A 22,358-nucleotide genomic window follows, 5' to 3' on the forward strand; every position below is an offset into this window, starting at 1 on the left:
CGTCTTCAACTTGCCAAATTGATTTTGGTCTTGTCCACCGCACCCATCAGGTTGTTGAACGCTTTTTGGGTATCTGCGGCCCGTGATGCGGCCTGGATTGCCAGCAATTCATTAATCAGTTCTTCACCGTTTACGGTACCCTTACTAAAAAGTCGGCTCAATTCGCTTGTTGATCGGATCCTTTGGGGATCGCTTTGAAAAATATCCGTTTGAGCTATTGAACTCTGTGAGACATCGGTTTCATCAACCATTGACTTTCCTGGTAGTCCCGGAAATTTCGGTAATTTTACAATAGAATCTTTCAAAACTGAGTTGTTTACACACGAGGCCAAAGTTATAATCATTATTGCGGCAAGGCCGGCATTTAGCAATTTGTTCATGGTATTAACCTCCCACTTCGCTGTAGCTTTTCTACTGGATTAACATGATTGGGCAGGATAACAATACGCGGCTGAACCAGTAGGACTGAGGCTATTCCGCTTTGGCGTAGATCTGCTGATACAAGAAAAAAATGGCGTTACAAAATGTTGACACTGATTTACTCATTTTTTTGCTCCCCTTTTTAAGTATTAAAAAAATCGAAGTCGTTCATCCTGTATGATGCTGAGTATCGAATATCTTTTTTATTTTTCAATAAAAATAATAATTTGTTCGGTAGTGTATTAACCAATGATAATGAACACCGTGATATCTCATTCAACACTGCTTCTTGTGTCTGGCTAATTTGCATATTGAACAATCGGTTGACTTGATTCATGTGCAATGACTTAGGATCGGAAATTTTATTAATTAAACGAAATTGCTTGTTCTTGCGCCCGTCTTCCGCGTTGCATCAACGGCCACATACTCCCGGTATGCAACCGTTGATGCGCCTTGAAGACGAACACAAGCCCGGCGCAATTACGGTCAATTAATTTCATCCCCGATCCTTATTCCAGTCGCTGAATAACGACCCGTCTGTTTTTTTTGCGGTTTGTTTCACAATCGTTCGGTTAGAAAATGGCTGATGCCGTCGTGAAAAGCTATTTAAACCCCCTAAAACCGTGGTCTGCCACACTGTTCTTCAGCGAATCGATTAGTTTTAGCGCCAGCTCATCAGCCGCAGCCAACATCAATGATTTTGCTGGTCCTTCCCCATTTACCGTAACGTGTATGGGGGCTATGGATTGCCGGCCCTTCTCACTGTAGACAACAGGTGTACGCAGGGAAACGATGATTTCGGAACGCAGCTTGCCCTCTGAAGCTTCCTTCTCCGTCATCTGAACAACTTGAATGTTGCCGGTAAAACGTAAATCTGGGTCACCCTTCATTGACCACGCCTCGACACGCCGCCTGAACTGTTGAGTAAAAAGACCGGCAATTGTTTTGGACAGAGATGTCTTCGTACTTATTTCCATCTTGGGCCAGAGTTCAGGGCTTGCTGGGGAAAGCGCTGGTGTCCCAATGGAAGCATTGGTGTTCTCTCTCGCCGATTCTGTTGACCGACTGCCTGTTTTTGGTGCTTCAGAAGCTGTGGCTTTTTCACTTTTTGAAACTTTGTCGGAATCAACATCCTGTTTATGCAGCCAATACCCGCCCAACGATCCAGCCATGAGTATTAGCAGTACGATCATCAGGAAACGCCATCGCGGTTTTGCAGGCTGCTCGGGGCCTTTGATTTTGAAAAGCCATTTTATGGCCTCGTCCACGTTGGCAACCGGTTTTAAAACCAGGCCTTTTTCGGAAAGCGCCATAGAAAACGAATCAGGGAGATCCTTTTCGTTTTCTATGGGATAGAGTATCACACCGCCTGATGGCATCAAAATCGACGCCCCCTCCAGTTTTGCTTGAATTCCTTTGACAGCGCCGATTTCTCCACCGTTGTGCCCGCTTCTCAGCACCCCCGTCGCGGCGACAGGACCGGGATCTTCCTCAAAAAGGCGTTTGGCAAGGGCCACGGCAAAGGCCAGTCCACCGCTTTCACCGGTTACCTGTCTTGTCGCGGAAAGTCCCATAAGGTCGTAACCGACCACAACGGGTTTCAAACCGGGAAGAAACCTATTGGCCACCCCATGGACGGCCTCTACCGCTCGACGAGCAGATTTGGTAAAGCTATTTTCACATTCCGTGACCACATAGGCGTCAATGGGACGGCTTGTCTCGCGCGGAGGGGAGTAGAGGGAAAGGCCAACCTTTACGGCATAACCGCTTTCGAAAAGGATCCAAGTTGGCGAACAGGTCTTTTGTGTAGAATAGGAATTCATGGCTTTTCGTTTTAGCAAAGGTTCATTTCAATGATCCACTGCCGCCAAGCGCAGTCCCAACATTGAACGTGAATCGCCGCATTCACCTGAATGTTAAACACGTTCAGGTATCGGGAAGATCTTCTCCGACGACAATTGTCCACGTTGATAGGTCTATATCGGTAAGGTTTTCACAATTTCGGGCGATTCGGCCATGCCTGAGTTTCCCTTCCAGGAGTGTGCGGCCTTTCCGGTCCCGAAGGACGACCCGTTGACCTTCCAAATCAAATTCGCTGGAACCGACGGCTTCCAGGGTTATCATCCCCTTTTCCGGATCATCCAGACGGGGAAGCAGACTCAGGGTGAATTTGCCGCAGGTACTCTGCAAACTGACCGATTCACTCGTATCCTCGGTTGCAGCGGCTTCCAGCATGCCGTAACTCATATACCGGTCTTCTTCGTCCTCCTCTATTGCCACTGCGCTGATGGCCCGGCGCCATTTTGCCCACTCCTTCATGCAGATCGGACAATGCGAAATGTGTTCGATGGATGCATTGGTCGCATTTTTAATCCCATCGGGCTGCGCCATTTTGTAGATTTCATCAAAATCCGGATGACTGCCTTCCTCCTGCGTGGTCATCGGAATTGAATAGACATCACTCCATACTTGAAGATAGGCTTCCAAATTTTTAATCGATTCTTCCATATGTGCACCTCAGTCAGCAACGCCTGCTGTTTCCTCATGAGACCAGCCTTGACGTTGCATACATTGTTTCATTTCATTTTGTATTTTTACCTGGCGTTGTCTTACCCGTTCAGCTGAAACACCGAGGCTTTCGCCAATTTCACGCAATTTCAATCCCTCAAGGATTCTTCCCAAGATGATCAACCGATCCTCGGGGGAGGATAACTTGTCCAGACAATACCGGACAGAAACAGCGATAGCTTTTTTGATCACGGCGATTTCAGGATTTGGATGCGGGTCAACCAGTTCCTTGCCGGGATGAATACCATCGTTCTCATCGTTCTGATTGTTGGGGTTTGTGGGAACAATTTGGATAGAAAGGTTCTCGACTTTAAGAACTTCTTCAACTGGCCAGGTTAACCTTTCCGCCAGTGTTTTGACGTCCACCGGTTGGCCCTCTTTCAACATCGCGTCACGTGTGTCTTGGAGGATTTTCACTTTTTTTTGTACCAGCTGCGGTAATTTAACCATTGGTTCACGTCGAATTTGATCGATCATCGCGCCCTTGACCCGATAGGCGGCGAAAACGAGCCAAGGTACTTTTCGATCAGGATTGAAAGAACGCTTCGCCTCCAATAGGCCGATGATTCCGTAATGATAGAGATCGTCCCGGGAAAGGGATCCGCTTTTTCCTGCCGGGCAGAAGGTCATGTAAACCTCCTTGGCGATTTTCCGCACAAGCCTGCTTTCCCTGTCCGAGATTATTGTTTCAACTGTACCCATCGAGCCTTTCCTTTTTAATCCTATATCGAAGCTCTTTTTTTGTTTTCAACGTCACGGGCATTCTTTATTTGCCAGTTTACCCTTTTTCAAATTGGGTGCTGATATCAGATGGCATAATCGTAGGTTGGGTTGAGGTACGAAACCCAACAAATCGACTAGGGTCCGGTCATTACCTCGACTTGCGCTTCACCGTAGCCCCCGCCGCCGGCATTCCCCTGGGAACGTATGTTTTTCATGAGCCCTTCCGCCGTTGACCACGCTCCGGAGAGGTAATCTGGAATGTTCAAGGGGTGCTCGCTGGCAACCGCCCAGATCGTCTCTTTCCCGTAGGGCGGTTTCTTCACAACGATGGGATTGGAACAGCCGTCCTCCGGAATCAGGATGGGCCGGTTGGGCATGAGGGCGGAGCCACATTCGCGGTCCCGTTTCAGCCGGCCCTGCCGATCCACAGGGTAGAGCAGGACCGCATTTCCATCCGGATCGAGATCGAAAAGGTAGACATAGCCCGCTCGATTCAACCGAAGGATAAAGCGGACCTTTTCGCCTTTGCGGTAATAGGGGCGGCTTTCTCCTTTTGTGGTCGTCAATTCCACTTGTAACCCGGACGTTACCGTGTCGCTTGGAATAACGGGCGCGGATTCTCGGGCGGGGCTGAGCACATTGCCGGGGAAAATGGTCTTGGGAATTTCGGCATTGGCTGCGGTTATCTGCCGGCCCTGCCGGTCGGTAACGCGAATATGAAACTCTAATGATCTGGGATTGAAATAGAGCTTTCCCTTGAGCTCTGCATCGGCATTTAATAGGTCGGCGGTCAAGCTTGTCTTTTCGTCGCCATTCTTCTTGTCAGATCGATCTTCTTGAAAACCCCGCGACCGCAATTCCATATCCGGTACGCCGCGCAAAGCGGTTTGTTGATCCAAAGGTTCGAACATATCGCTTTTGGAGAGTTCGGGCCTCAGCCACTCGGCACAATAAACGCCAAGATCTCTGTAATCTCTCTTGTCGCCCCCTACCGTGAAATCACGTATGTGCAGGGTCCTTCGAGACGTTATCCCTTTTTCCAGTTCACGCACCAAATAACGGGACCAGTCTTCCAGGTCCGGCGTTAATGCCGCAGGATCGATATCCGACAGGAGCACTTTCCCCGAGGTTGACGCCACGGTTTCAGGACCATGATCGGTCAGATTCATCACCCTGAGGTTCAAGTTCAGGTCCCTGCCAAATTTCTGCCAGGTGCCCTGAAGAATCAGAGCATCGTCTTCGTCAGCGCCGGGGAGAAGTACCCGAACCCCTTGATCGCTCATATAGGTCACCAATCGTTCCCGCAGTTGAACGGAAAACCTTAGGGTGGGGCCATTCTGGGCGTCATACAAGTAGTGCGGGTCAATCAGGATCGCCTTTCCGGCGAGATCTCCTTGGCGGACCAACTCTTTGGTCAGTTTGGCGATTACCCGTTCCAGATGCTTGCTTTCTCCGGTCCATGCGGTTTCCTGTGAATCGGACCGTGGTGGCGTATAAGGTGTTGAGCATCCATGAAAAATAAATAGGCACACGAGGATGGGAAAAACGATGGCGTCCAAGGGATAGTTTGGAAGGTCTGACCTGCGCAAAAAGAACCGATAGAAATTCATCCCTGTTACTCCTTTTGAGTTGTCTCACACGCAATCACTCTCTGACGATGTATGCGTTTCAAGCGTACTTCTATTTTTGATAGTGGCATACTTTGGAACTCGAATGGAAACTGAAAATTACAAGATCCACAATGAAAAGTCAAACAGGATGACGGGATACGAGCGGTATCAGGGGTGTGTAAATATAAGATATATTATCGATGTGTTATGAATTTTTTTTATCGTTTGGCAGTCAATTGAAACACGCACCCAATCAGTCCGTGAGTGGAAAATATAAAAAAAAGTTGAAAATGATAGTCTCGCTTCGATTACCGTAAATGAGAGCATCCTTGCAAGGATTCATGACGTTCTGAAAAAAGCGATCTGTTAACCGAATTGAAACAATAGAGAGGAATCCGATGGCTTCGATTGGAAGACAAAAATATCCGATACTAATTGCTTTCATGGCTTGGATAGGGTTCATGAACGGCTGCGCGGTATCACAACCCACAAAGATTGTTAGGCAAACGCCAACCTGCCATGAGGCCGTATCCTCTGGTTTGATAGGATTGACCGATGAGGAAGTAAACGATCTGTTGGACCATGCCCGGTCTGACGGAAACATAAGCGCTTGCTGGGTGCCGTTGTTCACGGCGTGCCTTGAGCAGGATAGGCCAATCTCGCGGGATCATCTGATCTTCGCGGTAAAAACATTTAACAAAAAGATCGAAAGGGAGCGGTTTCACAGGGCTATTTGTCGCTATTTTATCGGTATTAGCGATGACGCTGCGGTTTACCGATCTGAGGATCGGCAGCTTCTAAAAGCCTATTGCAGCTATTTGATCCAATCGGCCGAAAACAGCCAGGACATCAAACTAAGAGACATAAAGCTTATTTGCAGGAACCTGGACCGTGATCTCTACAGCCGTTTTTTTGAATGAGTGTTTTCATGTGAAAAAAAATATAACAAGACATCCTTATAATAAGGGAACCCACAAGGGGGAGAATATGATGGGAATGGTCCATGGACGTCGTCGATTGAATGTGATTTTGTGTCTATTGAGTCTGATCCCGGTGGCACCAATGTCGACATACGCCGCTTATACAAGGACAGGCGCCGGTTCTGATAGGGCTGTCGAGATTGCCATGCAAGCAAAAGACCGGGTAGAGCGCAACGGAAAGCTTCTCAAGGAAAGTTCTCACGATCTGTTCAAGGACTTTGCGGAGCGGACCGTTGCCCTACAGAATCTGATCGATACTCGGCAAGATCTGGAACGGGCCGGTTTTCTGAATAGAGATGATCCCGATGGCCAGGCACGCAGGGCGCACATCAACGGCAAAATTCTCGTCGAAGTCGGCGCACTCAAAACAATTTGCGACCAACACCTCGATAAGCTCCTGGCCTCCCTGGAGCGTTTCGACGAAACCGTTGCATCCTCTATTATCGATGCACAGGCAACCCGCTCCATTAACAGCAATTATGAATTGAACCTTGATCAATATTTGAAGCATGAGAAGACGCGCTTCGAGCAAGCATCCCGGGATGCGGAGGCCTCTTTGAGGGAATATGAAGAGGCGACGAACGACCGGCAAAAAAAACGCTATCGTGAACGGTATAATCGAGCCAAAAAACGCCTGATTCAAATCGAACAGCGCAGAAGATTGTACCAGGCCCGTCTTCAGGGTGCTGATATGAACCAGAAAATTACTGCCTTGATTCGGGAAAAGATCAGGGAGGAGGGGCACGATATTCCCACTCGATTCAGGCAGGTGATGGCGGATCTTTACAACACCTTTTCTAAAATTACGCCCATTGCAGAGGTGGGCGGAACGGATTCCCCTGAGATATTGGCCAATCTCGGGTTTTCCAACATGACTGAAATCCGGAGCACCCTGGTTTTGGTTGACGGTGCCATCGGGAAACTTGGCGGAGTTTTGGACGACATGGTCAACGATGTCATTTCGGGCCTCGACGAAATCACTGTCGTCTCGGGCAACGGTATTTCCACCGAAGCGATCAGCGTGGAGGAGGAAATGGAGTTTCTGCGGCAACAGCGGGAAACTTGGGAAGGCTAAAAAGGAGCGGTAAAGCGATGAAAAGAAAAATTGAAGAAATGTTGCTCGCGATTGTTTTGATCACCTTTTCAATTCTTTCGGCGGGAACTGCGGTACAGGCCCAGTCCCTGTACGAAGAGTATACCATAGCAACAAAAGAGAATCTTGAAAAAGAATCGCGGGAGATGGGACGGGAACTGACTCGTCTCTTCAATCATAAAGATATCAATGTCCGGCAGCAGGATATCGATGCTTCCGAGTATGTTTCCAATTTAAAAAAAATGATCATCTATGCGTCCAAGCTTTCCACGTACAGCGAATATGATCAGGATCTGAGTTTCGCAAGGGACAAAGAGGTGTTCAAGGGGTTGCCCGAAACGAGAGAGGAAACTTCCGCAGGGGAAGGCCAAAAGGAACGCAAAGTCTTTATAGGAAAAAAATATAAACGCATGAAGCAAAATGCGGAGGACGAAATCGCAACCTACGTCGACCTTATGGTGCTTTCCCTCGATACCTGCGAAATCCTGTCGCAAAATGATTTTAGCGGTTTTCTGGAAAGGGAAAGCACACGAAACCGGATAAACGGGCTGATGACCGGGAAAAACTATCAGGCATATGAGGCCAAAAAGGCCCGTTTCACCCAAGGTTGGCCGGATCTGGCCGAACGCCTTGCCGTCCAATTGGCGCTATGGCAATCCGCTCCATCGTCCCCGAATGATCCTATTCTTGACCCTGAAATTGTGGGAGCCCTTTAAGATGAACGGATTGCTCATAAATAACAATGGAGGTCTTAAAACAGGACGGGTCGCCATATTGGTCTTCGCTGCCGTTATCATCCTGGCAGGGATGTTATTTCAACTGGGCAAGCCGCTTAAACAGGCCGCGGTGGTCGTAACTCACGTCTTTGAGCCTGAAGAAGCACCGCAGGAGAGGGTGCCGCCGCCGGCGGAAACGCGTCAAACGGATCAACGGGTCTCCCCGTTGCCGGAGGCGGTTTCCGGGCCCTCGCCCATGGTGGAGGCCGAAGAAAGCGGGATGCCGCAACATGACAATCCAGAGTCGAAGACCAGCGCCGCAATCATAAATGAAGCTTTGCCGGAAAAATCACATGAAACCGGATCGGATCAACCGGTGCCGCCATCCGTTTTGCAAAAAGAAACCGATTTGAACGGTTCGACAAAGACATCCTCCGCATTGGCTGCAGGCCCACCGGATGCTGTTCCGGAGGTGGCCGAAACCCATTCGGTGCAGGGCGCGCAAGTCAAAGACTCCGGATTTCCATCCGTCCGCTCAGAACCGTCGGATGGGCGCTTTGCCCAACCGCCGGCGGCCAGCGATAACGGAAATGGGGATATCTCCGCCGGATTGAAAGATCGGTTTCTTAAAAACAGAAAATCGACGCCAGATTCCGAAAGAAGTGCCCTCGTCGTAGATTCCGATCGATATGTAAACCTGTTTCGGTCATGGCGGAAGGCGGGGGGCATCGATGAGAAGGGTGAACAAAAAATTCCCTTACGCGTGGAGAACCTTCGCAATACGTATCACCTGTTTCAGATGAAACCGGTCGCCGTTGTGGGCAATCAGACGTTTGTCGATCTTTCAGATGGTTCCAGAATTCCTGAAGGGGCACTGGCAGCCTATTCCGGGACCGTTTTTCTGGTAGACCGCCCCTGGTCCAAATGGGGCGAAATCTTGAAAGAATCAGGAATCCGGCAGAGTGAAGCAGTTGAAGTCCGCTATTACATGCATGGGTTTATCAAAAGGGCGATATACACCCGTGCAAACCAGGCCTTCGAATGGTGCAAGACAAAGGGGCTTATCGCTTCAGAAACGCCGCAGGAGGAGGTTGATGTCCTGGGCCGAGTTTATGTTATCAAACGTCCTGGCAAAGGGCAATTCGGAGTGTTTGTTCCGGTTTTGATTGATACGGTCGGTAGCAAAACCGTCACCATCGACCCGGAATGCTTTAACGATCAAGCTGACGTTCAGGCCTTAGGTGAAGCGGGCGTATTGTAACCGGCTGTTCCCCTGAAGAACCAAATCCAGAACCAAGATTCCAACATCTAAGAGCCTGTTTGATAAATCCGTCTAAGGCCCGCTAACGGCGTTGGAAAGTGTCTCAAAATGCTTACATATTACCTATATGCTCCGCTTTCGAGCCACTTTTCGCCTTGTTATCGGGCCTGATCCAGACTTCTCAAACAGGCTCTAAAAAGCAGCAAGGATCAGAAATATGGCATTCCTTCAGTGGATTCTAAAAAATTTCGGACTCTTTTTCGGCCCTGTATTTTTAGTCTATTTTTTCCTGATGATTCGAAGACTGATCATTCTCTTTGACATTCTCCGACATGTGCCTGTCCGGATCGGGTTCTCATCTTTATTGACCGGGTCAAACGAAGCGTTGTTTTTTCTTGATCCTTTGTTTGCAAGGCTTGCAACGGCAGCCGCCGGGCACGGCAGAAGCGTGGATGCCCTTATAGATGTGATCTGGACCGAAGTGGATTGCCACGTGTCCGTTCATTTCACGGCCTTGCACGGGTATGTCAACACCCTGATCCTTATCGGGTTTGCAGGGACGATCTTTGGTTCCATCGGGGCTTTTAATGAAATGTTCCAGGGCCTGGCCGGCGGGCAGGCGGCCTCAGTCGTTTTTGCAGCTTCTTGGAACAACGGTTTGGCCACGGCGTTATACACATCACTGGGTGCCGCCGTGATGGGGGGGCTTACCGTGACACTCCTTTGCTCCCGCTGTCTGACGATCCGCGCCAAACGGCTGGATATCCTGGTCGGGCTTAAAATCAGCGAAATCATCGAGGAGAAAAAAACATGCGTCGACGTGGCCGACAAGGGATCAATGTATTTACAGGAACCCAGGATCCGGGAAAAGATCTTTTTGCCTATCTCTTCCTCATCATCATGGTTTTTTCCATGATGGTCCTCATGAGTGTGGATGAAGGCCGACAAGGCATGCGCGGACAAATCACCCCCCGGAAAGCGGGGCGCTCGTCCCGGTCAACAATCGCATTCGTCTCTCCGGATAGGATCGGTCATCTTACCATGGAGGATGGATCGATCTGGCTCCGTTTCGGGGCGGATTGGTACAAACCGGAGGCGGATGCCGAACTGCTCGAAAGGAACGGACGGATTTCCGTCGTCACCAATGGGGGGGGCGGTCAAAAAAGAGTATTGTACCTCGAAGAGGACCGAACAAACAAAGTGTTGCTGGTGGATTACCTGATGGCTTTCCAGGCCTTGAGCCGTCAAGGCATCAATGTTGCTTTCGTGGAGCGGGTCAAATGAAAAAAAACGATCTTCCGATGATAAAAAATGGAATTTATACCACATGCATCCTTTTTATAATGCTCCTGGGGGTCGGCAAGCTTGCACGAGCAAGTGATCCATGGAAAACACTTCAGGAGAGGTTTGATAAAGCCCCCCCTGTTGTCGAGCAAAAGGCCGGTGTGAAGCGCCAGGATCCATGGGCAAGGCTTCGCAAAATCTACCTGCCATTTTCTATAGAACAAGAGACGGCAGCACTCCGGGGCAGCAAGGATGCCCGGCGAATTTCGCTTTATCTCACCAAAACGCTTGAGCGCTATGGGAATCTGATTGAAGAGACGTCAAAACGGTTTGAAATTCCGGAGGAAATCATTGGGGCCGTCATCATGGTCGAATCCGGGGGAAATCCTGAAGCAGAAGCCGGCACCAGTTCGGCCAAGGGGCTCATGCAGACCATTTCAGGCACTTTTCTGGCGGCTCGCCAAGGGCTTATGGCGCAAGGTATTCATGTAGAGAACGACCCTTTCAATCCTCGCTCCTCAATTTTTACCGGAAGCTGGTACCTCGATAAAATGTACCGGCAAGCCTCCGTCGATAAGCGAAAGGATATTGGCGAGCGTCATTACATCGCCTCCTGGCGTTACCCTTTGGAGTACTATTATGCAGGTTCGGCATACGGGAAGAAAAAGGATGATCTGGTCATTGTCTATGCCGGGGGGCGTGAAATGGTGATCAATAAATCCGCCTATTCCAAAAAAGTCCTCAACTGGGCTCGCCTCATTCGCAGGGCGGGATGAAATTGACATCTTTAAATGTTTTGCGGGTAGGACTCTGTCGGTTTCCATAAAATATTTGACATATAGCAAAGAATCAAGAATATTTCATTGTTTCTATTTCCATTGATTAAAATAATCGCACCATTCCAGAGAAATGTGTAAGAGCCTGTTTGATAAATCCGTCTAAGGCCCGCTAACGGCGTTGGAAAGTGTCTCAAAATGCTCACATATTACGTATATGCTCCGCTTTCGAGCCACTTTCCGCCTTGTTATCGAGCCTGATCCAGACTTCGCAAACAGGCTCTAAGGCATGAACATCCTGTTCTGCATCAGCATTTTACTATGGTTCGCATAGATAAAATTTTAATTCGGTTATTTCAACACCCATGGCTTTCGACGAGTGAAACAGGATGCCGTGCATCTAAAAGGAGCACTTCATGAATATTTCTGAGAAAAGCAATAGTACCTTAATGTTAATTGCTCTTTCCGTGTTTTGGGTTATTATGGCGATGGGTTGCTCGGGTGTTACCCCACGCCTTGATAAAAGCACCAATCAACGATTTGAAGCCGAAATCGGCCATCTGATTGAATCCATCGTTTCAAAAAAAGCATACGCGCCACGGATGATGGCACCGGCATCGGTCATACCCGGCTCTTTCAAATCGGACTTACCTTACAGCCGCCTTGAAGAATTGGTTATGGAAAGGCTGGCTCTACGGGTCCGTGAGACCCGCGACCTCTATACCCTGAGCAGACAGAACTGGTTTGAATGTCGGGAAGGGCGGCCCATGACATTTTACGGAGCGGCTTTCGGCGATTGGCAGATTTTGAAAAACCTTATTGTATATGAAGTTACCGCTTCGAGTGAAGATATTTTAAATCAGGTTAAGGTCAGGATAACGGCCTCCGACGCAAACGGCAGAACCATACCTGGCGTGGTTGGTGAGGCTACCTTTGATTACGCGCCGGGCACCCCTGCTTACGAACTTTATCAGGCCAGTCAAATTTCCACCCCATTTCCCGAGGGGCTGGAGGAAAGGCCTTATGAATCCATTGACCGACTGGCGTACAGTCTTACCGCCGAGTTGGTTGATGCATACCGCGCCGGAATTGAGGCCGGCGGTCACCATGCGGCAGACGAGGATATTCGCGTTCTGTTATTTGTAAAAGAATCCTCAGCCAGGGTGGATAGAGGGTTTCAGGATCTCATTCAAAACACCCTTCAACAGGCCATGGTCGGCAACCGGGGCGTGAGTTGCGTCGTCAGCCAGGAAGATTTCGGACCCGTATTTCGACAGATTGATTTCTATCATAAAACACGGCGTGTATTCGACATGGATGAATCCATGTTCAAAGCCGGGACCGTTCTTCTCATGACCGAAATGTTCCGGCATCCCGATGGTGATAAAATCGGAGTCGCTTTAAGGGCACTTTGGCGCGTGAGTCCGCTCGAATCAAGGGATGGCGATTTTATTCCTACAAATGTTGCTGGGACTTATTTGTCTGGATTTACATCTAAAGCTTATGTGATAAACCAGAGGGTGCAGGGCGCTCACAGAGATCATCGGAGACCCGTGACGGTAAACACACCGGCCGATTATGCGCCTTTACAGGATTTGGATATTTGTTTTTACCAATTCACCGATGTTTATGAGAAGCGGATCTACCCCGTGCTGATCAAGGCGCCCGGCCTTTCCGAGATCCGGCGTGAGGATGCACTGTGTGACGATCAGACGGCGTGTCGTTGCTACGTGTTGCGATATGCAGGCAATTTGGATGAAATATCGGGTTATTTACGGCGCAACCTGAGGACCAGTACCGTTTTGCCGTTTCGGCTGGTGCCGAAAGGATACGATCTGTTGGAAGTCCACTTTGAAAGGGGATTTGATTAGGATCGGGGATGAAATGAATTGGACGTCATTGCGCCGGGCTTGTATTCGTCTTCAAGGCGCATCAAGGGTTGCATACGGGGAGTATGTGGCCGTTGATGCAACGCGGAAGACGGGCGCAAGAACAAGCAATTTTGTTCAATTAATAAAATTCCCGATCCTTAGCAAATACCCTTATTCGGAACTTGTAAAAAGCGAAGTCTGTTCGATACCCCCGGATAAGCATTCAAGAACAGTTCAATTTCAAAATAATCGCGTCAGAGGAGGTCAATCATGTCCAACGTACTGAAACACTCATCTCAAAAAGCCGGGTTGCTTAGCAAGGTGGCCATTTCATTTCTGCTCCTTGGCCTGTTGCTTGCCAGCCCACTGGCCGGGATGGCCTTGGCACAAACAAGAATCGTTGTTCTCCCCTTCTATACCGAAGAAGGACAGGACGCCAGAGCAGGCGGCGCCGAGACCAGGCACTATCGCCGGATGATGGGCTTCATTACCAATCAGCTCGTCCGCCATGGTTTTGAGGTGATCAGTCCCTTCGCCAGGGACGCACAAGAGCGTGAGTACAACCGGGTTATGGAACGGGCAAGGGAGGATTCATCGCTGGCATGTATGGAAATGTGTAAAAAATATGGGACGGATGCCGCCTACATCGTATGGCTTACCGTCAGGCTCAGACCCACATCGGATCGCCTCTGGATGGCCTCCGCCAGGGTCGACGGGGAAGGGTATGACAGCGGCGGCAGGCTTTTGGGCGCCAATGTTTCCAAGACGTTTAAAATAACCAAATGGTACCGCGACGATGCCATTGCCGAGGTTGAGAAAGAGGTCGGGGATACGGTCGGCAGAGAACTGACCAAATGGAGTGGCAGAAGGGGGCATGATACAGTAAGGGCGAGCAGTGGATCTACCGGTTTTGATGGGCCGGGTTCTGATGGCGGAGGGGTTCTGGAACGTAATCTCAGCAAAACCGCCAACCTGATTAATGTGCGCTTGGACGGCGCCAATGAATATGAACTTACGGAGATTTTTGGCAAGGTGATCAACACGGCCACGGGTGTGGTCGAAGCCAAACGTTACAGCACCAGCATCCAGCCGGAAAACCCCCAGGCCTCGTTTGCCACCTGACGGGTGCGGATCGAAGATACGGATCCTTTTCGGCTGCAATCCAATGTGATGAAAATGGTTGACGATATCCTCTATGCCAAGGGCAATTTGACCTTGAGAGGCGTCACCTATCGCTATACACCAAGTGAGATCGATCTTCTCAAGGGGATCAGGCCCGGTGAGGCGACCAGCCGGGAAATTCAATTCGTCATCGACCGGGAACGCGCAAGGGATAAGGAATTCCAAGGTGAGTAATGCAATTCCGAAAATTTAAAAACCCATATCGATTTACAAGCAGGAACAGTTGTCCATCAAAGGAGGCATGCATGAAACTGAGACCGATGCAGAATGGCAATTGCGTAAAGGGAAAAAACTGGAAGATCACTGTTGGCCTGGTTGCGATTCTGTTGCTGGGAAGTGTGTTCAATGCCGCGGCAATGGCCCAAACGAGAGTCGTGGTGCTGCCCTTTTATGTTGAAGAGGGCGCCGACGCAAAAAAAGGCGGCAAGGCGACCTTGGACTACCGCCGCATGATGCGCTTCATCAACAACCAACTGGTTCGTCACGATTTCGAGGTCATCAATCCGTTTGCCAAAGATGCCGCGGAAAGGGAATACAACCGGGTAATGGAACGGGCTCGCGAGGACTCCGTTCTCGCCAGTATGGAGATGTGTAAAAAATACAGTGCAGACATGGCCTACATTGTGTGGATGAAAGTCAAGGTAAAACCGGTGGACGAGGGCCTTTACAAAGCCCAGGCAAGGGTCGACGGGGAGGGGTATGACAGCGGCGGCAGAGACATGGGTGCCGGTCTCTCAAAAACATTTTATGTGACCAAAAGGGACCGTGATGATGCCATTGCCGAAGTGGAAAAAGAGGTCGGGGATCTGGTTGGGCGCAAACTCACAGGATGGCGTGGAAATAAAGGCGGGTCCGGTGTGGTGGTGTCGGACGGCGGTCATGGCACGATGCGGGCTGAAGAAACACAGACGGTCAAGGGGGGGATCCTTCAACGCAGCGCCGATAAGTTCGAAAACCTGATCAATGTGAGACTCGATGGCGCGACGGAATATGAGACCACTGAGGTGTTTGGCAAAGTCATCAATACCGTGACCGGTGTCGTCGAGGCAAAGCGATTTGGTTCACGTATCATTCCCGACAATCCCCAGGCCTGTTATGTGAACTGGCGGGCGCGCATCGAAGATACGGATCCCTTCCGTTTGCAGACCAATATGATGAAGATGATCCATGATATTCTGGATAGAGGTGGTGAAGTCATGCTGAACGGCGTTCCCTACCGGTATACAGCGGCAGAGGTGGATCTGCTGAAAGGGATCAGACCCGGCGATGCGACCAGCCGGGAGGTCCAGTTTGTCATCGACCGGGAACGGCTTCGCGACAAGGAATTCGAAGAACGCCATGACCCCTATAAGTCAAAAGGCTTCGATTGATCATCGACGGATTTCAAACTTATGCGGTGTGCTGCGCAGTTCCAGTGACCAATCTCTCGTTCCCATGCTCCGCGTGGGAACGACCATTGTAAACCTTTCGGATCGGATGGGGTTTCCACGCAGGAGTGAGGGACTCAGGCCACTGGAGAACCGTATAAACCATTTCTGAGATTTGTATAACACCATTGCATTGGAGAAAATTATTATGAAGTTGCCTGTTGTTGTCCTCGCGGTGATTGTTTTTGGTCTTTCATTTCACATGTCGGCATATGCTTCAGAATGGGAAACGGTCGTCGGGCAGGATGATCTGGGCAATATGGATACAACTGCCCAGGAGAATTCGTCAATCAATTCTTCAACGGCGATTAACGCTGAAGACAGGGCAAAGGGTGTCGGTTTGGTCGTTGTGGCTGTCCCCGGACATGGACCCATTCCTAGAGGTACAGCATGGCTGTATAAAACAGATGTCCTGGCAACCAATGCTCATGTTGCGCTGGCCGTTAAGGATGTATTGAACGTTTGTGAAAAGGAAAGCGTATCAGGATGTGTACCATATTATTTGCCTAATCAATCAAAAGGGAAATTTATACAGATTGTTAATTTTTCAATCCACTCCGATTATAAAAAAATTGGTGTTGACATGAATGGCAAATCCCCAGTCAATTCTCCGGATGTGGCTCTTATGCGGTTGAAGGAAAAGCTTCCTTTTCCGCTTTCCGTTGCCAGTAAAGAGACACTTAAAAACCTGAATCCCGGTGACGCCATTCAATATATTGGTTTTCCGACGGAAAATCTCCAAGGAGGCAATGTAAATTGTAATAACGTACTGGCGACTACACAATCTGGCACCATTAGTGCGGTAAGCGACTGGTGGCTTGGCGATTCCGGGCCGGAAGCGAATAAAGTTATCCGACATGATATGGGTGTTACCGGTGGTGCTTCAGGAAGTCCTATTTTTAATAAGGATGGTCAGGTTATCGGGTTGGTAAATGCTATGAATATCGTTCCTATTGTTAAGTTTACGAAAAGTGGCAAGGTGAATGTGATTCGAACACCTAACGCTGCTATGGTGAATTACGGTATCCGCGTCGATCTGTTAGAAAATATGTAACCGTTCACAGGAAGCGTACTGGCAAAGGTAAAGTGGCGAGGGAATGCGAACCTGCAAGCTCTACTCTGGTAATAGGCGACAGAAATACAACTCTGAAATAGGCGGAAACCGCTTGCAGGTTGAGGTTGGCTTCATCCAGGGTGACCGCAATGGTCTGATTGCAGTGGGGGGCTAGACGAGAAGCTGCACGGAAACAACCGTGCCCGCCGGCAGGGACTTCACGCCTTCGGGAATAGCCACAACTCCTTCGGCGCGGGCCAAGGCTTTTAATCGACTGATTCCTCTAAGTGGGTCAAACAGGGCGTGACCGTCAACGGACCGGAAGACGCCATAGACGAACTCGGTCCAATCGGTCTGTCGGCTGGTGAGGGTGTCTGCCAGTTTTACCATGATCCGGGGCAGGGAGGGGGTCTTATTACCGCCAAGGGCCAAAAGACCCGGCAGGGCAATTTGAAGAAAAGCGGTAAGATTGGATGGCGGTCCGCCAGGCAGCAGGAAAATCGGCTTCTGCTCAAGCAGACCAAACCCGACCGGTTTGCCGGGCCCCATTCGGATCCAGTGGAAATACTTTTCCCATCCCAGGGTGCCAAGCGCCTCGGCCACATAATCGCGATCACCGGTCCAGGCACCGCCGCTGGTGATCAGCGCATCGTGGCTTTTTACCCGTTCGGCCAGTTCTGCGGTGATTGTATCCGGCCGGTCACTTAAAATGGCGAAGGTGGTCCGCATACCGTAACGCTGGCACCACCCGTTAAGCATTTCCAGATTGCTGGCATACAGTTTCCCATCCGGTAGGGGGTGGCCGGGGACAACCAGTTCGTCTCCCGTGGCCAGGATGGCCAGCCGGGGCTGGCGATAGACCGGTAGCGTGCTGTATCCGGCGGCGGCCAGGATGCCCAGCATCCCGGGGGAAAGGCGGCTTCCCCGGGACGCCACAAGCTCATTTTCAGCCACATCGGCACCCTTGGGCAAGATGTTGCGGCCGGGATGGGCATTATTGAAAACGGTGAGCATATCTCCTTCACGGGAGGTAAACTCCTCGGCCAAAACGGCATCGGCACCCTCGGGAATTTTCGCGCCGGTGAGAATTCGAATAGCGGTACCGCCGGTTACGGGTTGGTCACTCCGACCTCCGGCGGCCGCCACTCCGATCAGTCGTAAACGTACCTGATTTTTGGGGGAGGCATGTTCGATTTCATCCGATCGGACCGCGTAGCCATCTTTCATCGATGCGTGAATGGAAGGGGAGTTGACCGTTGAACGAAGGTCTTCGGCAACAATCCTGTCCGTACACGCGGAAAGGGCAATGCGTTCGATGCCTAAAGGGGCGATGGTTTCAAGGGTTACCTTCAGCGCCTCATCGTAACCCATTTGTACTTTGTTCATGGATCGGTCTATCGTTATTGATATCAGTGTTTAAGATAATGTTTTTGGCAAGGCCAGGGGGAGGAAGCTGTATAACCCATACCGCGACGACCGATAACGCAGCCCAAAAACATTATCTTGAATGCTGTCACTCAGGCTTTTTGGGTCAGCCGGGCAAAGGCGGTACCCAGTTTGTCGTATCCGTACTTGTCGATCAGGGCTTCCAAACCCGCCTCCATCTCGTCGATGACAACCTCCTCCTCGACTTCCTCTTCACGTTCCTCGAAAATGAGGACATCGTTCAGGCACCACTCCACACACAGGGGGCCGCTTTCGTTGCCCTCACACATATCACATTTCAGGGGCAAACCGGAATCGGGATCTTTAAACATGTCCCGGGACGGGCAGGTCGCCCGGCAAAAGGTACACTCGTCATACTCTTTGCCATCAATGATGTATTTATCGCGACCCATGCATTCCGCCGGCGTGTACTCGCCTGCAAACACCGGCAGCCAGATATCCTTGAGACGGTGGGTAATCACGCGAATACGCGATGTCGCCGGATTGACACTGCTGTATTTGGGTTCGGAATGAAAGGCGGAGCAAACGACCTCGCAGGTGCGGCAGCCGTTGCACTTGTCCGCATCAATTTTGATTGTCTTGACTGTTTTTTTAATTTTGGCCATCGTTCAGGATCCCCCTTTTTTCTAAGTCATCGGCAACATAATCCAAATCTAATTCGTGCAGGCGTTCGCGAGTGGGAATGCCTTCCTCGTTCCAGCCTTTAAATTTGTAGTAGGTCTGCATGAGCGTTTCTTCAAGATCGGGAAAACGGCGTTTCCAGTGATCCGCCGGTGGCAGCTCGTCCTTTCGGCGCATGCCGCGGATGTTATTATACGCCCGGTGGAGGTTGCGGCTGCGGTTGACGATTTTCTTAACCCCGGCCTGATCGATGTCCATTCCGGTCGCCGAAGCGATCAGTTTGGAATAGTTGTGCACGTGGTAGGGCGGTTTCAGGCAGAAGGACCCCATCCCGCAACATATACCGAGCGCATCATCAATGTTGTGCAGCATCTCCATCCAGTCCACGATCTCAGAGGACATTTCAGGTGTCGGATACTGGGGGTTGGCCATTTCGCCGCGCGGTTCCCAATCCACGAAGTATTTTTTGAATTTTTCGTCCGGCAGTTGGGGCCAGTCCTTTACAAACGCCTCACGCGTTTTTTTGTCGGGGAAGGCGGCCTGGGGCCAGTTGCCCTCGATCTGGGTGATGCTGATTTTTTCGTTGGTGGCGAACATCAGGTAGTATAAGGGATCGAGCATGCCCAGCTTGATGTTCATCTGCTCGTGCTTTTTGGTGGTATTGTGATCGAACGCCTCGGCCCCCTTGCCGATCCGCCGGGCGGCCCAATAGGTGCCGTCGGCCAGGTAATCGCCGATCCCTTCGCGGCGGGCGACGCGGTCGAGCAGCCAGAAGAAGCGGCCTTCCTTGTCGGTGGGGCAGCCCTTGAAGTCCTCATCGGTGAAAATGCCGGCCTCATAGAGTTCTACGCCGAAGGCCAGGATCTGGGGGGTAGAAAAGGAGTCCAACCCGTATTCGAAGGCTTGCTTGCAGATTCTCCAGGTGAAATCGAGGTCGTCGACAAAGGCCGCCATAGTGTAGGTCAGCTTGGAGAAGCATTTCATCATATAGGGCGGAACGTCATCGTGCATGATCAGAGCGCCGCATTGCTGAGGACAGTTGAAGCAACTGATGAAGCGTTTGATGGCCGACGTCTGGCTCTCGGTCCAGGTCTTGTCGATTTCGTCCGTCCAGAAATCCTTGCGGCGGACGCGAGAGTTGCCCCAGGCGAAACTCTCCGTATGCCATTTCTCGTCGACGTGCTTCATCATTTGCGGAGAACCGATACCGGACAAGATCGGCATGACTTCGGGGATGGGGTTTTCATTGCGAAAGTCGATGTATTTGCGGATATCCTTCATGTGGGCCATGAATTCCTCACCGCGGGCCAGGTTGACCGGCTTGGTTCCGCGTACGGCGATGGCCTTGATGTTCTTGTCGCCCATGACGGCCCCGCCGCCACCGCGGCTGGAGCTGGAGCGGGACTGCTCGATCGATGCCGTAAAACATCGGTTCTCACCGGCCATGCCAATGGCCGCCACCTGGACATTGGGATCCTTTAGTTCCTGTCGGATCAGATCCTGGGTCTCTACCGCGCCTTTTCCCTTCAGATGGGAGGCGTCGCGCAATTCCACCTTGTCATTGTTAATCCAGATGTAAATCAGATCCGGGGATTTTCCGCGAATGACCACCTTGTCGTATCCGGCGTACTTCAATTCCGCGGACCAGAAACCACCCATCATGGGGTAGGCGAGCAAATTGGTTTGCGGAGAGATGAAGCTGACCAGGGTCCGGTTGGCACTGAAGGCCGGCGTGCCACACAAAAGGCCGGTGCTGAAAATCAGCAGGTTCTCCGGGTCGAAGGCGTTGACCTCGGGCCCGACCCGGTCGTAATGGATTTTGACATTGGTGCCGAGCCCGCCAAGGTGAGTCTCAAGCAGCTTGGGGTCGGTTTCCACCCTTTCGATGTTCCCTCTGGATAGATCGATTTCCAAGTTATATCCGGTTTCAGCGTATCTCATTATTGAATGCCTCCATGGTTCTGATTATTCGTCTATTTTAATCCCCCGTGGGAAAACGGGCGGTTTCGCGAAAATCCCGCCGCCATGCGTTTGTGTGCAGCCCACGGGAGGGGGAATTGAGATGATTAGTGGGCGGCAACCTTCAGCTGATCCGTTTGGATGTCGTGGCAGGGCGTTTGCCGACCGAGCGGTCTGCCGTTACCGGTCCGGATGTTTCCCAGCGGGACCTGGGATGGCCTGAGATGCGCTTTGTTGCCACCTAGTGCCCTGTTGAACGAGTCGATCTGGGCAAAGGGGTCATTCCTGCTGTTTCCGTTTGATTTTGCAGGGGAGGCATCGGAACCATTCAGATGGCCCATCATTCGAAGCAGTGCCGGGCGAATGAACTGCTCGAATGAGAGCATCGTTGCCGACGGGTTGCCCGGCAATCCGAAAACGAGGGTTTTCCCGATGGTTCCGAAGATGGTTGGTTTACCGGGTTTGACGAAGATGCTGGAAAAGCGCGTTTCCAGACCCAGGGAAGCGAATGCCTTGTGGATCAGGTCGTACTTGCCCCGGGACGTTCCTCCTGAGGTGATGATGACATCGGCACGCATGGCTTCGGACAGAACGTTTTTTTGCGCCTCCAGGTCATCCGGCACGGTGCCCAGGCAAAGAGGCGTGGCATGGGTTTCCAATACCTGGGCCGCCAGGGCGTAAAGGTTGGAGCACATGGCCTTGTCCAAGGCGGGGGGCTCATGAAAATCCGAAATTTCATCACCCGTCGAGACGATTGCCACCAGGGGTTTGCGATGCACGGTGACATAGGCACGCCGAAGACACGCCAGTGAACCGATTTCCAGCGAGTGAACAGTGTCGCCGGCATGAAGCACCACATCGCCCTTTTTCAGTGAATCGCCTTTAAAGCGGATGCCGGCACCGGTTCCGGGGTCGGTATTGCAGGTCACCGTGTTGCCGGATTCGGTCGTGTGTTCAATTTTAACGATGGTGTCGGCGCCCTTTGGAAGCAATCCGCCGGTCATGATGCGTACCGCTTCGCCAGTGCCGACCGTTGACCGGCAAGGCTTGCCGGCAGGGGCTTCGCCGATGATCCGGAGGCTTGCCGGATGGCTTGGCGACGCTCCGGTCAGTGATCCGTGACATACCGCATACCCGTCAACCGCTGAAATGTCGGCCGCCGGAAGATCCTGTACGGCGGTGATATCCTCGACCAGAACGCGATTCAGGGCATCCAGAATCGGAACGCTCTCGCGGCCCAGTACCGGTGTTGCGTCCAGAATCAGCTGTTGGGCTTTTTTAAGATCAATCATACCTGAACCCTTCTAACATGCTCCCGCCATGAAAAAACGGGTAAGCGGGAATCGCCAGCGGCGGTGAGACGATAC

Annotated in this window: 21 protein-coding genes; 12 read left to right on the forward strand and 9 right to left on the reverse strand. The window is 51.0% G+C overall.

The genetic code is table 11. The features are described 5' to 3' along the window. Positions 1-5: 5 nt before the first annotated feature. The 5 genes from GN112_RS30695 to GN112_RS30715 form a co-directional block, all read right to left on the reverse strand. Positions 6-380 (reverse strand): hypothetical protein, encoded by a 375-nt coding sequence (locus GN112_RS30695; protein ID WP_155313626.1) that lies wholly within the window; start codon positions 378-380, stop codon positions 6-8. 642 nt (positions 381-1,022) lie between these two features. Then, positions 1,023-2,243 carry a hypothetical protein gene (locus GN112_RS30700; protein ID WP_155313627.1) on the reverse strand — a complete coding sequence of 407 codons (1,221 nt, stop codon included), beginning with the start codon at positions 2,241-2,243 and terminating at the stop codon, positions 1,023-1,025. A 103-nt stretch (positions 2,244-2,346) separates the two neighbouring features. Next, positions 2,347-2,928, reverse strand: coding sequence for a hypothetical protein (locus tag GN112_RS30705; RefSeq protein ID WP_155313628.1), 582 nt, complete (start codon positions 2,926-2,928; stop codon positions 2,347-2,349). Between the two features lie 9 nt (positions 2,929-2,937). After that, positions 2,938-3,690: a sigma-70 family RNA polymerase sigma factor gene (locus GN112_RS30710; protein ID WP_155313629.1), complete on the reverse strand. Its 753-nt coding sequence runs from the start codon at positions 3,688-3,690 to the stop codon at positions 2,938-2,940. A gap of 155 nt (positions 3,691-3,845) precedes the next feature. After that, entirely contained in the window at positions 3,846-5,321 is a 1,476-nt protein-coding gene (locus GN112_RS30715) for a DUF4384 domain-containing protein (RefSeq protein ID WP_155313630.1), read from the reverse strand. A gap of 398 nt (positions 5,322-5,719) precedes the next feature. Between GN112_RS30715 and GN112_RS30720 the strand changes: the two genes are divergently transcribed. The 12 genes from GN112_RS30720 (at position 5,720) to GN112_RS30775 (ending at position 16,965) form a co-directional block, all read left to right on the forward strand. After that, the gene (locus GN112_RS30720; protein WP_155313631.1) at positions 5,720-6,241 is read left to right on the forward strand and encodes a hypothetical protein; all 522 of its coding nucleotides are present in this window, start codon (positions 5,720-5,722) and stop codon (positions 6,239-6,241) included. A gap of 205 nt (positions 6,242-6,446) precedes the next feature. Continuing rightward, positions 6,447-7,376, forward strand: a complete 930-nt coding sequence (locus GN112_RS30725; protein WP_155313632.1) for a hypothetical protein — start codon at positions 6,447-6,449, stop codon at positions 7,374-7,376. A gap of 17 nt (positions 7,377-7,393) precedes the next feature. Beyond that, positions 7,394-8,110, forward strand: coding sequence for a hypothetical protein (locus tag GN112_RS30730; RefSeq protein WP_155313633.1), 717 nt, complete (start codon positions 7,394-7,396; stop codon positions 8,108-8,110). 256 nt (positions 8,111-8,366) lie between these two features. Continuing rightward, entirely contained in the window at positions 8,367-9,371 is a 1,005-nt protein-coding gene (locus tag GN112_RS30735; RefSeq protein ID WP_155313634.1) for a hypothetical protein, read from the forward strand. Between the two features lie 217 nt (positions 9,372-9,588). Then, positions 9,589-10,287 (forward strand): hypothetical protein, encoded by a 699-nt coding sequence (locus GN112_RS30740; protein ID WP_155313635.1) that lies wholly within the window; start codon positions 9,589-9,591, stop codon positions 10,285-10,287. An 8-nt stretch (positions 10,288-10,295) separates the two neighbouring features. Beyond that, positions 10,296-10,655, forward strand: a complete 360-nt coding sequence (locus GN112_RS30745; RefSeq protein WP_155313636.1) for a hypothetical protein — start codon at positions 10,296-10,298, stop codon at positions 10,653-10,655. Next, a complete protein-coding gene (locus GN112_RS30750; RefSeq protein ID WP_155313637.1) occupies positions 10,652-11,431 on the forward strand; it encodes a transglycosylase SLT domain-containing protein in 780 nt (259 codons plus the stop codon). Before GN112_RS30745 ends, GN112_RS30750 begins: the two co-directional genes overlap by 4 nt. Positions 11,432-11,847: 416 nt before the next feature. After that, positions 11,848-13,302, forward strand: coding sequence for a hypothetical protein (locus GN112_RS30755; RefSeq protein ID WP_155313638.1), 1,455 nt, complete (start codon positions 11,848-11,850; stop codon positions 13,300-13,302). A gap of 270 nt (positions 13,303-13,572) precedes the next feature. After that, positions 13,573-14,424, forward strand: coding sequence for a hypothetical protein (locus GN112_RS30760; RefSeq protein WP_155313639.1), 852 nt, complete (start codon positions 13,573-13,575; stop codon positions 14,422-14,424). 54 nt (positions 14,425-14,478) lie between these two features. Beyond that, on the forward strand, positions 14,479-14,658 hold the full coding sequence (locus tag GN112_RS30765) for a hypothetical protein (protein ID WP_155313640.1): 180 nt from the start codon (positions 14,479-14,481) through the stop codon (positions 14,656-14,658). A 71-nt stretch (positions 14,659-14,729) separates the two neighbouring features. Next, positions 14,730-15,854 (forward strand): hypothetical protein, encoded by a 1,125-nt coding sequence (locus tag GN112_RS30770; protein ID WP_155313641.1) that lies wholly within the window; start codon positions 14,730-14,732, stop codon positions 15,852-15,854. Positions 15,855-16,059: 205 nt separating this feature from the next. Next, positions 16,060-16,965, forward strand: coding sequence for a S1 family peptidase (locus GN112_RS30775; protein WP_155313642.1), 906 nt, complete (start codon positions 16,060-16,062; stop codon positions 16,963-16,965). 171 nt (positions 16,966-17,136) lie between these two features. Here the strand turns inward: GN112_RS30775 and GN112_RS30780 are convergent, their stop codons facing one another. The 4 genes from GN112_RS30780 to GN112_RS30795 form a co-directional block, all read right to left on the reverse strand. After that, positions 17,137-18,351 carry a molybdopterin molybdotransferase MoeA gene (locus tag GN112_RS30780; RefSeq protein WP_155313643.1) on the reverse strand — a complete coding sequence of 405 codons (1,215 nt, stop codon included), beginning with the start codon at positions 18,349-18,351 and terminating at the stop codon, positions 17,137-17,139. 131 nt (positions 18,352-18,482) lie between these two features. Beyond that, a complete protein-coding gene (locus GN112_RS30785; RefSeq protein WP_155313644.1) occupies positions 18,483-19,016 on the reverse strand; it encodes a 4Fe-4S dicluster domain-containing protein in 534 nt (177 codons plus the stop codon). Further along, entirely contained in the window at positions 19,003-20,973 is a 1,971-nt protein-coding gene (locus tag GN112_RS30790; protein ID WP_155313645.1) for an aldehyde ferredoxin oxidoreductase N-terminal domain-containing protein, read from the reverse strand. Before GN112_RS30790 ends, GN112_RS30785 begins: the two co-directional genes overlap by 14 nt. 125 nt (positions 20,974-21,098) lie before the next feature. After that, positions 21,099-22,283, reverse strand: coding sequence for a molybdopterin molybdotransferase MoeA (locus tag GN112_RS30795; RefSeq protein WP_155313646.1), 1,185 nt, complete (start codon positions 22,281-22,283; stop codon positions 21,099-21,101). Positions 22,284-22,358 lie beyond the last annotated feature (75 nt).

The organism is Desulfosarcina ovata subsp. ovata (assembly GCF_009689005.1).
Lineage (GTDB): Bacteria > Desulfobacterota > Desulfobacteria > Desulfobacterales > Desulfosarcinaceae > Desulfosarcina > Desulfosarcina ovata.